This is a genomic window from Hungatella effluvii (genome assembly GCF_003201875.1).
In the GTDB taxonomy this organism is placed as follows: Bacteria; Bacillota; Clostridia; order Lachnospirales; family Lachnospiraceae; genus Hungatella; species Hungatella effluvii.
On record NZ_QJKD01000005.1, the window covers coordinates 130937 to 144243 of the forward strand.

The following is a 13307-nucleotide window of genomic DNA, read 5'->3' on the forward strand; positions in this document are numbered from 1 at the left end:
GTTTCTACTTCTCCCCGCCCATTTTAATCACAGCGATATAGAGCATCATCAAATCCTTCGCCCGTCTTGGATTCCGGTTCAGCAGCTCTTCGATCTTTGCCAGACGATAGTTTAACGTATTGCGGTGAATATGAAGCTTATCACAGATCTGGGCATAGTTATCGTTGTCTTCCACGTAAGCGGCTATCGTCTCCTTCAAGACGCCGTCCACATCCCGTTCCTCCAGAAGCTTCAGGATCTCTTCCAGCTCCCTGGTCACTTCTATATTATTGAGAAGACATTCCAGCGAAACCTCGTGGTAGCACAGAATCCGTTTGCGGATATTCAGCGCCCTGGCTATGTGAAACGTCTGCATGACGGAGTTCGTCGTTCTGCTGGCAATGACATCGGATTCACCAATATAACAGTTCTCCAGGTCTTTGCTGATATCCAGTATTTTCTCCAGACGCGATTCCAGCCTTTTATCCGACCGGAACAGAATCAGGACCTCCTCCATACCCTGACGCACGATATACTCTCCCGCCGCCAGATGGCTTTTTATGGTTTCAATGATGCTGTATCGGATTCTGCTGCTGGTTATGACGACAGCGGTTCTCCGAATCTTCATATCGATGCCTAAATACGCCGCCTGATCGTAAAATGCGTCGTCGTACTGTTCCTTGCTTAAGCCGATCCATTCGTACAGGAAATCCTTCAGACGGCTTTCCTTAATGGAGGACATATCGCTCAGCAGACGGTTTTCAATGGTCAAAACCGCGATGGATAAACAGATCTGCCCGATGGGCATCACTTCTTCCACGTCCCCGCCGATCGCAATCACGCCCAGTATGCTGTTGTTATAGATAATCGGAAGGCTGATTCCCCTCTGTTCTGTGGGAGTATTCTCGTATATCACGTAGGCTTCCTTCCGCTTCAGCGCGGTCAGCGCTCCCTTGTGAAGAGTTCCCAGCGTGCTTTTGTCACCGCTCGCAAGAATCTCTCCGGCCGTGTCTGTAATGTTGATATTGCAGGGGATGATTTTCATAATCCCGTCTGCAATCTTTTGTGCATTCTCCGTATTCAGATAATTTTCGTACATGTGATCTCCGTCCCCTCTCTGGTCACCACGGCCGTTTTCTTCTTTCCATGATCCATAAAGGAAAAACGCATGGACTGCCAGTGGTCCGGCAGATGCGGAGTAAACCGATACGTTCCGCCATCCGTTTTCATCCCTGCAAATCCCCTCAGGATGCAGTTAAGGATCCCGCCCAGCGATGCGGCGTGAATTCCTTCCGCAGAATCCTTATATCCCTCGCAGAGATCGATCTCCATCGCCTGACGGAAAAATTTCATCGCCATGTCCATTTCCCCAATCACGGCCTCCGCCTCGGCGTGTGCACAGAGGCTTAAGGAGGAATCGTGAGTGTTCAGTGCCTCGTAAAACTCCACGTTTTTCTTAACGGTTTCTGCGTCAAACCGGCCTGGCAGAAGCTCCAGCAGCATGACTACATCCGCCTGTTTCAGTACCTGCATGTCCACCACCTGGCTTCGGCTATAGTCCTTTAAGATCAGCTGGCGCACGTCCGCAGTCCTGTATTTCCCAATGTCCGGCAGCTTCTTTTTACTGAGGAAGGTGTCGTCCTGCGGAATGATCTTCTCACCATTCGGCTCCGGCAGATAGATGCAGCGCAGGAATTGGTCAAACCGCCCGCCCCATCCTTCTTCCCGGTAGGCATCCGCCAGTGGGTGTTTCCAGGAGGCCAGAACATCTGCCGCCGCTTTTACATTTTCGTAAGCCATGTAGTTGGTATATGCGTTATTGTCCACATGCTCCGTGTACTCATCCGGACCGATCACATCACGAATCTCGAGACGGCCCTTCTCCTCGTTCCAGACGGCTCTGCTGTGCCAGAACACAGCGGTCTCCAGAATCATCCGGCATCCATACCGCTCCATAAATTCCCGGTCACCGGTCGCCTGATAGTAAGAGATCAGCCCATGAATGATATCCGCGGTCACATGGTGCTCCTTGATTCCCGACCATACCTTCGCGGCCTTTCCCGTATGGATGTCGATTGCCGCGTAAAGAGGTGTCTCCTCCTCGCCGGAGGACGCCGCCTCCCAGGGATACATGGCTCCGGAGTATCCGTACTCTTCTGCCTTCTTCCGCGCCCCTGCAAGGCCGTGGTACCGGTAAAGCAGCAGATTCCTCGCTGTCTCCGGGAACATATAAATAAAAAATGGCATAATGAAGATCTCCGTATCCCAGAAGACATGTCCCTTATAGCCTTCGCCGGTCAGCCCCTTTGCAGCCGCGCTGCAGGAGCATCCGTCCCAGGGAACCATGCCCGCCAGATGATACTCTGCGAATTCCACGGCAGCCCGCTCTTCTTTCGAAGCCCCGGTGATCTCAATGGCCGCCATATCCCAGAATCGGTCAAACGCCTCTCTGTGGCGGCGGTTCAGCCCGCCGAAGCCTGCCTCCTGCGCTTCCGTCAGGGCATCCGTCATCTCCATCACGGTCTGACCGGCCGTCTTTTCAGAAGATTCTTCGCCGTTTTCCACATAAAACAGCGTATATTTATAGATTGTCCACACCTCTCCCGGCCGAAGTTCTTTTTTAAAGTCCTGATAGATTCCTCTCCGTTCCAGATGAAATGCCGCCGTCTCACGGCTTTCGCCTGTGCTGCATACCGTCATCACAGATAGTATCTGCCCGTCGTCGCATCCGCATTCCAGGAACATCCGGCTTTTTTCAAATACTCTGGCCTCCATACGGTCGAAATGGGACACACCGCTGTTGGTAATCTGGCCGTTGATTCCGGTGGAAAGCTCCAGAATACCGCCATTCTCACAGGAGACAGACAGCTGATGGCAGAACAGACGCCGGTTGTCCACAGATGCGAATCTCCTGGAGGTAAGTGTGACACCACCGGCCGCCTTCATTTCGCATCCGATCCGGCTCTCCAGCTCTCCGTATCTTGTATACAGAGAGCGGTCGTAATCCGTCAGACGGCAGGAATCCAGCCGCAGGTTCTCCCCATTGATACGGATTCTAAATTCGGTGACATCAGGGCAGTTCACCAGCTCCGTCACCTCATGGACACCAGCCTTATGGTACAGGCCTCCGATAAAGGTTCCCCTCGACTCATCGAGCTGCTTCGTCTCAAAGGACGCCCGGATGCCCAGAAAGCCGTTGCACTGTGCGAAAACGGCTTCTGTCTTTCTGTTATAATCGGGATTCCGTTCCGGTTCATAAAAACGGAATCCCTTTTCCTTCTCCTCTGTTTTATAATAGATCATAGATTTCCATTCCCATATATGACCGGTCTTCCCGTTCCGGCGGATCGGTATAAACCGGTAATCAGCTTCTGCACATAGACGGCCTGATCCGGCGTGACAAGAATATCCGCCCGGCCCATGCAGCTCTCCACAAAGTTTCTGATGCAGTCGTAATGCCAGTCCTTCGTCTCATCAAAGGGATAGACCGTGTTCACAGACTGTCCGTCCTCATCACCGTAGATTCCTAAGGGAAATACGCTGATTCCCCGTTTGCTGCCGTACAGGCGGACATTTCTCTCTTCCTTATCGGCGATATTGACCGCAAACGAGGTTCTTACATGTAAGGAACCGCCGTTGGAAAACTGAATGAATCCGAACAGGCCGTCCTCCACGCCGAATCTGGCGCCGTCCCAGCTTCCCATAAAGCCCGTTCCGCCCTGTTTTCCGATCAGATCTGAGGAGGAGGCGCAGATATAGGATACTTCCGGGTAGTCCAGCAGCCAGGCAGCCAGATCCAGCATGTGAGCGCCGATATCGATCAGCGGACCGCCTCCCTGCATCTCCAGGTTTGTAAAATTGCCCCATCCCGGAATTCCTCTTCTACGAAGCCATGTTACATCGCCGGCGTACAAAGTTCCCATCTCACCGGCTTCGATCTTTCTCTTCAGAAAGGCGATCTTTTCCGCATGGCGGAAATGAAACCCGAACGTTAAAATCTTACCGCACCGCCTTGCGGTATCCCGCATTTTCTCCGCTTCTTCCTCCGTGATTGCCGGCGGCTTCTCACACAGGACGTGGCAGCCGTGTTCCAGGCAGAGACACGTCATGTCACAGTGAAACTTGTTCGGCACACAGATGCTGACCGCGTCCGGCCGGATCTCCTCAAGCATGGTCCCGGCGTCCGCATACCAGGAGGGAATCTGAAACTCATCGGCCGCCATTTTCGCCGCGTTCTGATTCACATCGCAGACCGCGCTTACCTCCACGTCCGGGAGGCTCTTATAATGATTGATATGGGAGGTCCGGGCTACTTGCCCGGACCCGATAACTGCTACCCTAAGTTTGCTCATGGCCTGCTCCCTGCTTTTACATAAACTGCTTCATATAAGCAATCGAATCCACATAGACCTTCAGTGGATCTTCCCCGCGGATTCTTCCCTCATTCACAACCGCGCCGTCATATCCAATTCTCTTTAATGTCTCCATATGGCGTCTGAAATCAATGCTTCCGGTGCCCGGCTGGTATCTGTGATTCTCCGCGATGTGGATATGGCCGATATAATCCTTATATTTTTCCAGCGTCTCGGAGATATCATCCTCCTCGATGGACATATGATAGAAATCGCCCGTAATCTTCACCATCTCAAATTTTCCTTCGTCGATGATGGAAACTGCGTCTTCCGTCGTATTTAACATATGGTCCTGATACCGGTTTAACGGCTCTAAGTAGATGTAGATTCCGCACTCCTTCGCCGTCTCCTCAAGCTGGCTCAAGGAATCCAGAATTGCCTTTCTGTCTCCTTCCCGGCTTCTCGGAGATACCATCGGAGGAAGGCGGTATGTAAACATGCCCCAGGCCGCAGGAACCACCACGCCGGTTCCTCCCACTTCCTTTAAATTCCTGATAATCACCTTCAAATCAGCGATGCCGTTCAGTCTCTTCTCCTCGATAAAATCGCCGATCCAGCCGCGGTATCCGCCGCAGGCGCTGGAGACCGGAAGACCGGAAGCCTGGATCGCACGTTTGATTTCGTCCGGCTTTTCCATCAGTACCTTTCCATCGATCTCGAAGCACTCAAAGCCGATTGATTTTACAAATTTAAATTTTTCTGTTAAGTCCTGCGGGAAAAAATCCCTGTCCTGTGTACCAAGCAGCATCATTCTTCACCTCCAAATGTAACGCCCATCTTTATGCTCTTTTCCTGTTCTTTATCCATATAAATGCAGATGCCCTCTGCTGAATCCTCAAATTTTACGACCGGATCAATGATCTCGGAGCAGTCTAAATATCCGCTCATCAGCATATCCCAGACCACATCCTCGATTCTCTTTCTGTTCCACCTCGGATAATCTGGATTCGGTTCGCTGCACGCTCTCGAGAAAACGATCTTGCCGTAATTGTAATGAGCTTCCTGTCCCAGCCAGAGTCCCGCCGGAAATGGCTTTGCAAATGCCAGATAGGCGATGGTTCCGCCGTAAGCCAGCCCCTTTAACGCGGACTGAAGGGCCTGCACGCTGCCGCTGGTCTCCAGAATCGCATCCGCACCCATCTTTCCGGTAATGCGTTTTATCTCGTATCCCACGTCACAGGCGGCCGGGTCGAAGCAGTAATCGGCGCCGTACTTTCCTGCGATCTCTCTTCTCTTTTCAATGGGGTCTACCGCAATCACAATGGAGGCGCCTGACTTCTTTGCCATCTGTACCGCCAGCTGTCCGATGGCGCCCAGTCCGATCACGACCACATTGTCGCCGGAGCGGACATTGGCGTCACGGATTCCGCCCAATGCGAACTGCGCCGGATCGTAGCAGACGGCGTTTTTCGCGGAAGCTTCCCTGCTCATCTTTCTCAGCTTATAGTTGTCCACGGCATTGACAATCTCTGTCTCCTTGATCGGTCCGTAGGAACACACTCTGTCGCCCACCGCATATTCCGTAACATCAGCGCCTGCCTCAATGATGGTTCCGACAAACATATTACCGATAGGAAGATCGCCGAACTCAATTCCGCGCGGCTCATCCGCGTCTCTCTCCACAAATACCTTCCAGTCATTATCAAATTTTCCATCGATAAATGGTGTTGTGCCTCTGAAATCGGCTAACTCCGTTCCATGCTTCGGTGCGGCAAACTCTACCTTCACTCTCACTTCGTTGCACTGAATCGGTCTGTCCTCATAATCCTTTAATTCGGCTACTCTCGGCGCCGTAGCTACAAGTTTCTTCATGATGCTTCCTCCAAACTCTTCTATTAAATATACTTTTTTGATTTTCTTGTTACTATTCATGGCCCAGACCGGACAGCGCAGGGCAGGCGGGGCCGTGAATGGTAACATTTTCTTTATTCTGTCCCGGCTGTGCCGGTTATTCTGGTCGATTCCCGTTCCTTAATGGTGGATGGCAGAAAAATCTGCTCGCGGATCAGTGCCTCATGACACTGCCTCTTTTGAAGAAGGGACTGGAGCAGGGTGATGCAGTTCTCCGCCAAACCTTCAAAGTCCTGACCCAGAGACGACAGGGACGGATATGCTTCCTCGTTGACGGCCAGATCGTCTGCCGACAACACGCCCAAATCCTGGGGAATTCTGTATCCGAACTCGGCCGCAGCCCTGTAGATTCCCAGGAACCGGTTGTCTCCATTTGTGAAGATACTGTCCGCTGCCCCTTCCTGCAGCAGTTCCCTGGTTCTTTCGTACGCGGTCTTTGCGTCTTTCACGCCGTAGACGACGCGGCCTTCCGGGACTGCCTTTAAAAAGCCGCCGACACGCAGCTTCGTAGAATAGAAATTCGCGTCATTGGTCAGGTAACAAATCTTTTTGAAGCCTTTCTCTTTTAAGTATCCGCCTCCCTTTAACCCCACATCGAAGTTATCAAGGCTGACCGCCGGAATATCCTGTTCCTCCGGCTGTCCGAGGACTACGTACGGAGTTCCGGTCCGTTTCAAATACTCGATTCTCTGATCTTCAGCCATATGTTCCAGCAGTATGGCGCCGTCGGCGATACCACTGGAAAGCAGGTAAAATCCATCCGTCTCATCTTCCAGAAAACCGTGGCTGTCGGATGGAGACACAATGATCTTCAAACCGATGCCGCTGGAATAGCGGAACAGATACTTAAGCATCTCGCTTCTCCATAAGTTCATATAATCGCCGTTGTGCTTGTCCAGAAAAACAATGATGATATTGGTTCTGTTCTGTTTTAAACCTTTGGCCAGAAGGTTTACCTGGAAGCCGCACTGCTCCATCGATTTCCGCACCGCGTCCCTCGTCTTCGGACTCACCTGCTCGGGATGATTTAATACCCTGGACACCGTCTTCAAAGACACGCCGCAGTGCTCGGCAATCTGCATCATATTTGCTTTTTGAATCTCAACCACCCTCTCTCCGTATCATTTTGTCCTGTGTCCCGTTTCATTTTGTCCTACGTTGTCATTTTAAAACAAACCATTTTCTTTGTCAATTTGCCAGGGCATTCTTTATGCATTTATTTGAATTCTCATTCGGCGATTGTGCAGATGCACAAAGGGGCGGCGGCCTCTGAAAAAGAGAGCCGGACCCCGGCGCTTTTCTTCCAGCGCGCCCAGCTCCGGCTCTCTCTCATTTTCCTATGAAATCATCAGGCCCGCTCCCGGTCCCAGAGGCAGTCCTGCCCCCATCCACAGGATGAGCAGCAGCGACCAGCCGATCAGGAAACAGATGCAGTATGGAAGCATGGTGGATACCAGAGTCCCGATCCCGGAATTGTCATCATACTTCTTAGCAAACACCACCACCATGGCAAAGTAGGCCATCAGCGGCGTGATCAGGTTGGTAGCAGAATCCCCGATGCGGTACGCCACCTGGACCAGCTCCGGCGAGTAGCCCAGCAGCATAAACATGGGTACGAAAACCGGCGCCAGAATCGTCCATTTGGCGGAGGCGGAGCCCATGAACAGGTTGATGACCGCTGCCAGCAGAATAAAAAGCACCATCAGAACCGGCCCTCCTGCCCCGATATGGCCCAGAACGTCTGCCCCCTTCAGCGCCAGGATCGTCCCCAGCTTCGTATAATTAAAGTAACTGATAAACTGAGCCGCCGCAAATGACAGCGCAATATAACCGCCCATGGCCTCCATATTGCTTCCCAGCTGGGCGCAGACATCCTTCTCGCCTTTGTATACGCCGGAAACACGGCCGTAAACCACGGAAGGCACGAAGAACAGCAGGGCGATCAGCACGATCAGGCCCGTCATAAACGGAGAAGAGGAAATCAGACTTTTCGTCTCCGGGTTCCTGAAAAAGGAATTCTGCGGCCATGCCAGCAGGGCGATCGCCGCGGCCAGCACAAGAAAGCTTATATTGGCGAGTCGGAGTGCCTTTCTCTCCCGACTGGTCAGAGACACGGCCGACCGATCGGATGGGGAATCGGCCGGTCGGCCGGACAATCCATCGGCCGCGCCGCCTTCGCTTCCTTCCCCGTAAGTCTGTTTTACGCCTCCAGCCAGACGCGGTTCCACGATCCGGTCCGTCACCCAGCTGCCCAGCGCCACGATCAAAAAGGTGGACACGATCATAAAATACCAGTTTGCGGACGGCTCCACGACGTAGCCGGGGGAGACCAGCTGGGCTGCCTCCGTGCTGATTCCGGCCAGCATGGGATCCAGCGTGCCGATCAGCAAATTGGCGGAGAAGCCGCCGGACACACCGGCAAACGCCGCGGCAATTCCGGCGATCGGATGGCGGCCGCATGCCAGAAACACCATTGCTCCCAATGGAATCAGCACCACATACCCTACGTCCGAAGCCACATTAGACATGACACCGAGAAATACTAACATGGGCGTCACCAGCTTCGCGGGCGTCACCGACACCGTCTTCTTCAGCAGCGCGGACAAGTATCCGCTGCCCTCCGCGCAGCCAACGCCCAGCATAGTCACCAGAACAACGCCCAGCGGAGCAAACTCCGTAAAATTGGTTACCATATGAGTCAGCATATATACGAGACCGTCGCGGTCCATCAGGCTGACCACCGACACGGTCTGCGTCGTCACTTCCATTGTCGTACTGTCTATCACTTCGCCTTCCGCCGAAATCCCGGCCGCTGCCAGGATTCCCGATAAAAAGACGATAAAAAGGGCAAGCGCTGCGAACATAGTAATCGGATGAGGCAGCCGGTTGCCCACTTGCTCTACGGTATTGAGGAAACGGAAAACCAATGATTTTCTTTCCTTTTTCCCTTCATTCTGTTTCATATAGAATAAACACCTCCTCGGTCTTTTCTATTTTTACCAGAATGAGGTATAGTTATGTATGCATTTTACTTTACTTTTCCGCGCGTATTTCTTCTGTCTGGCACAACACCTTACTTCAACGCATTGACTGATACTCAGACACTGTGCCAAACTTATTAAATACCGTCCCCTGCGGCTTTACCGTAAACTCCATCTTCTTTTTATTCCCCGGATGAGTAAAGGCAAGCTTCCAGGCGCAGAGAGCCACGTTTCTCTGGCCTGCCACCTTCGGTCCAGCCGGATTGTATTTCAAATCGCCTAAAAGCGGAGTCCCATGTCCGGAAAACTGAACGCGGATCTGATGGTGGCGTCCTGTCTTCAAATCGATTTCCACGAGGCAGAGCGGGCCCTCCTCTCCCTCCAGCTCCTCCAGGACCCGATAGCTTAATTCCGCCCTCTTCGCATCGGTTATCCCCTTATCCACAATTTTAGAAATATTGTTTTTCCCGTCTTTCCACAAATAATCCACGTACGTCCCAAAGTTATCCACAGGTTTTCCACAAATAACAGCCAGATACGTTTTCTCCATCTGATGCCCGGAAACCTGCTTACTTAAAGCCCCCGCAGCTTCCTTTGTTTTTCCAAAAACAAGTATTCCACCAACCGGCTTATCCAGCCTGTGGATAACTCCCACATATGGCTCTCCCTTTTTTGGGGACAAACTGTTGATATGTTTCTTCACTTCACTGACCATGTCCGGCTCAAAGGTCCGGTTGGACTGCGACTCAATACCCACCGGCTTTTCCACAACAATGATCTGGTCATCCTCATACAGTATATTCATGTTTTCCTTCCCTACTCAGCCCATTCCTTCATCATCACTCCCACGGACCGGCTCATCTCCGCGCTGAAATCCGAATTCCATTTCCGCTTACAGAATGCACGCAGCCAGCGGTCAAATTCTTCTTCTGTCTTTCCCTGGCGGTCAGACAAAACCGATGCATACTCCTCTGCTTCCATCTGACGGTATGTATTCTCAGATACCACCGCCGCTTCCGGAAGACGAACCGGCTTCTCGCGCTCCTGCTGCTGCTTTGTAGGGTAGCCGAACACTACCATGGCGGTCGGCACCACATACTTCGGCAGATGAAACAGCTCCCTGTGCGTCTCGTACCGCTCCATAATATCTCCAATATAACAGGATCCAATTCCCAGGGCAGAAGCCGCCACCACCGCGTTCTGGGCGGCGATCAGTGCGTCGCAGGAGGCCAGCATAAAATCTCCCATGCCCGGCTTTCTGACTTCCTCCTCATGCTGTAAAAACAGGTCGTACCATTTCTGGTAATCGGCACAGAATACCAGCACCATCGGTGCTTTGGCAATAAATGGCTGATTGTCACAGGTAACCGCCAGCGTATCCTTGAGCTTCTGATCCGTCACATCTATAATAGAGTAAAGTGTCATATTGCCTGCGCTTGGAGCCTGGATCGCCGCCCGAATTATCATCTCCTTCTTCTCCGGTTCGATGGGCCGTTCCTCGTAGGCGCGAACGGATTTTCGCTCATATAATTCCTGTATAGTCTGATTCATATTGTAATTTCCTCCCTGCATAAAGTATATAAGTATATTACACTGTTTTTTAAATTATTTCAGTATAATCTTATTTTTTCTTGTACTTTATTTTCTTAAAAATTTTTGCAAATCCATTGCATTTTTCTCTCACAAGTTGTATAGTATATAAAAAGAGAACATGTAGTTTTGAAAACTACATTATATAATTTTCATTAATCGACAAGGAGGAGACCATTATGAAATTTAAAATCAAGGACCCCGGAAGCGCAATCACACATTTTATAGGCATGCTCATGGCACTGTTTGCCGCCACACCGCTTCTCTTAAAAGCGTCGGCCGACGACAGCCTCCACCTCGCTGCCCTGTCTATATTTATCATCAGTATGATCCTTCTTTATGCGGCGAGCACCATCTATCACACACTGGATATTTCTCCAAATGTAAACAGAATTCTAAAGAAAATTGACCACATGATGATTTTTATACTGATTGCCGGAACGTATACTCCGGTCTGCTTAATCGTTCTGGGTGACCGGACCGGCTGGGGACTTCTGGCACTGGTATGGGGAATCGCCATAGCCGGTATTGTCATCAAGGCCTGCTGGATCTATTGTCCCAAATGGTTCTCCTCTGTACTCTACATCGCCATGGGCTGGGTATGCGTCCTGGCATTTACAAAGATCATCAATGCACTTCCGCGAGCTGCATTTGGCTGGCTTCTGGCCGGCGGTATCATCTACACGGTGGGTGGTATCATCTATGCGCTGAAGCTGCCGATCTTCAACTCGAAGCATAAGTATTTCGGCTCTCATGAGATTTTCCACCTATTCGTCATGGGCGGCAGTCTCTGCCACTACATTATGATGTATCAGTTTGTAGCATAAGAAAAAAAGAGTCCGGCCCGCTGGACTCACGCGCCGGAGCGCGGCTGCTTCAGCAACCATATTTCCTTGGCGCGAAGTGCACATCCTGGTCGGAAGGCATTTTATGTAATAAGGGCACTTTCCTATTACAAAAAACCGCAGTTCTTTTCCAATAATCCGAAGAGAACTGCGGTTTTTATTTGTCCTGATACCTCTGCCGGTTTACCATTCATCACACAGTGCAGTACCCGTACTACAGCGGTCTGCCAGCCACTAGTACAGCATTGCGTAAGTAACTGTGATTAAATTGCCTGATATTCGTGTCAGGTGTGCGTCTGCGGAGCGACGGCGTAGCGCACCCTACGGCTAGCTTCGCAGATGTGCACATGGCGCGGATAGCGGGTAATTTAATCATAGGAATTTACGCAATGCTGTACTAGCTCCAGCTTGTCCTTCCTGGATAGCTTCTTGATTGCGGCCTCACGCCTCATTGCCTCCTCTTTCGTCTCAAAGATCTCATAATACGCCAGAGACACCGGCCTGCGCGCCTTGGTGTACTTGGCGCCCTTCCCGTCGTTGTGCGCCTTTAAGCGCTTGTCCAGCTGGTTTGTCCAGCCGCAGTACAGCGTATCGTCTGCACATTTCAACAAATATGTATAATTCATCTTCCGTTGCTCCTGTTTCTGAAATTTCACATTCCCGATCACTCACACCTTTGCCGCATCTAACCGCTGGGACGACGTCCTGCATCTGCCGCCCTGTTCCATGTTATGTAAACGGTAATCACGTCTTGCAATCACGTCACTACCGCCCAGGAATGTTCCCCTGTCATCTATTTCAAGCACCAGCTGGATGCGTTATGGCGCCGTCTGGGGTACTGCATAGCTATAATATATTATATAACAGAAGGGGCGGATGTGTGAACACAAAATTTCCAAATCCACTGGAATTATCGTTGCAGTTCACAGCCCTGTCGTCCACTGCTTCCCGGTCTGCCCCGGCTGGCCTATGCGCCGTTTCCAGTGACTTTGCAGGGGATTAGCAATTCTTAACGCGCAGGATTTTTCGTTCAGGGGAAATTCTCACCTGTCTGAGCGCAGCGAGTTTGAGAATTTTCCCTGGTTTTTAGAAAAATTCTGCACGTTTAGAAATGCTTATCCCCGAAACTTGAACTGGAAACGGCGCATGGGCCAGCCGGGGCAGACCGGGAAGCAGTGGACGACAGGGCTGTGAACCGCAGCAAATTATCTGTTTACACCGTGAATGTCTCCGCCCAGCCTGCGCATATTAATCCTGTAACCAGTCACGAAGCTTCGTTTTGGCATGCTTTCGACAAAGCGGCCGTTTTCTGCCATGGACAATAAAAATGACGAAACAGGCGCCTCCTGTCCCTGTAAATGGGTAAAATGCCCCCGCCACGGCGACTGCGGCGCCTGCAGAGAGCATCACGAGAAAGAGAAGAAGTTCCCGCCTTTCTGCGAGAAAAATCCGCGCAGGAAAAAAGGCGCTGCAAAGTCCTCCAAAAAGGATTAGTACTGCATTTTATTCACAATTAATTGCGCAATGCGGTACTAGCAGCGCCTCGTACCAGCAAAAAGGAGATTCTGCCGCATACGCCGCACCATCTCCTTTTTGATCTTCCTCACAACAGCCCAGGGCTTTAGCGTGTTTGAAAATCCAAGCCCGTC

At 51.4% G+C, this 13307-nt stretch carries 12 protein-coding genes; 2 read left to right on the plus strand and 10 right to left on the minus strand.

The genetic code is table 11. From position 1 onward, the window contains the following. Positions 1–4: 4 nt before the first annotated feature. From DFR60_RS11070 to DFR60_RS11110, 9 genes are all read right to left on the minus strand, one after another. Positions 5–1078: a CdaR family transcriptional regulator gene (locus DFR60_RS11070; protein WP_110322962.1), complete on the minus strand. Its 1074-nt coding sequence runs from the start codon at positions 1076–1078 to the stop codon at positions 5–7. Next, positions 1060–3282, minus strand: a complete 2223-nt coding sequence (locus tag DFR60_RS11075; RefSeq protein ID WP_110322963.1) for a glycosyl hydrolase family 65 domain-containing protein — start codon at positions 3280–3282, stop codon at positions 1060–1062. Before DFR60_RS11075 ends, DFR60_RS11070 begins: the two co-directional genes overlap by 19 nt. Next, positions 3279–4331 (minus strand): Gfo/Idh/MocA family protein, encoded by a 1053-nt coding sequence (locus DFR60_RS11080; protein ID WP_110322964.1) that lies wholly within the window; start codon positions 4329–4331, stop codon positions 3279–3281. Before DFR60_RS11080 ends, DFR60_RS11075 begins: the two co-directional genes overlap by 4 nt. A 16-nt stretch (positions 4332–4347) precedes the next feature. After that, on the minus strand, positions 4348–5142 hold the full coding sequence (locus DFR60_RS11085; protein WP_110322965.1) for a sugar phosphate isomerase/epimerase family protein: 795 nt from the start codon (positions 5140–5142) through the stop codon (positions 4348–4350). Continuing rightward, positions 5139–6203, minus strand: coding sequence for a zinc-dependent alcohol dehydrogenase (locus tag DFR60_RS11090; protein WP_110322966.1), 1065 nt, complete (start codon positions 6201–6203; stop codon positions 5139–5141). The genes DFR60_RS11085 and DFR60_RS11090 overlap by 4 nt, the downstream gene beginning before the upstream one ends. Before the next feature lie 113 nt (positions 6204–6316). Continuing rightward, complete coding sequence (locus tag DFR60_RS11095; protein ID WP_110322967.1) at positions 6317–7351, minus strand: LacI family DNA-binding transcriptional regulator; 1035 nt, start codon at positions 7349–7351, stop codon at positions 6317–6319. A gap of 228 nt (positions 7352–7579) precedes the next feature. After that, a complete protein-coding gene (locus DFR60_RS11100; protein WP_110322968.1) occupies positions 7580–9205 on the minus strand; it encodes an AbgT family transporter in 1626 nt (541 codons plus the stop codon). A gap of 115 nt (positions 9206–9320) precedes the next feature. Further along, a complete protein-coding gene (locus DFR60_RS11105) occupies positions 9321–10028 on the minus strand; it encodes an RluA family pseudouridine synthase (RefSeq protein ID WP_110322969.1) in 708 nt (235 codons plus the stop codon). A gap of 11 nt (positions 10029–10039) precedes the next feature. Further along, positions 10040–10774 (minus strand): nitroreductase family protein, encoded by a 735-nt coding sequence (locus DFR60_RS11110; RefSeq protein ID WP_110322970.1) that lies wholly within the window; start codon positions 10772–10774, stop codon positions 10040–10042. A gap of 218 nt (positions 10775–10992) precedes the next feature. Here DFR60_RS11110 and trhA point away from each other — a divergent pair, with 218 nt between their 5' ends. Beyond that, complete coding sequence (gene trhA, locus DFR60_RS11115; RefSeq protein ID WP_110322971.1) at positions 10993–11640, plus strand: PAQR family membrane homeostasis protein TrhA; 648 nt, start codon at positions 10993–10995, stop codon at positions 11638–11640. A gap of 386 nt (positions 11641–12026) precedes the next feature. Here trhA and DFR60_RS11120 read toward each other — a convergent pair whose 3' ends face one another. Then, complete coding sequence (locus tag DFR60_RS11120; RefSeq protein WP_110322972.1) at positions 12027–12284, minus strand: GIY-YIG nuclease family protein; 258 nt, start codon at positions 12282–12284, stop codon at positions 12027–12029. A 688-nt stretch (positions 12285–12972) separates the two neighbouring features. Between DFR60_RS11120 and DFR60_RS11125 the strand changes: the two genes are divergently transcribed. Beyond that, complete coding sequence (locus DFR60_RS11125) at positions 12973–13152, plus strand: hypothetical protein (protein WP_025529148.1); 180 nt, start codon at positions 12973–12975, stop codon at positions 13150–13152. The last annotated feature ends 155 nt before the right edge of the window (positions 13153–13307 follow it).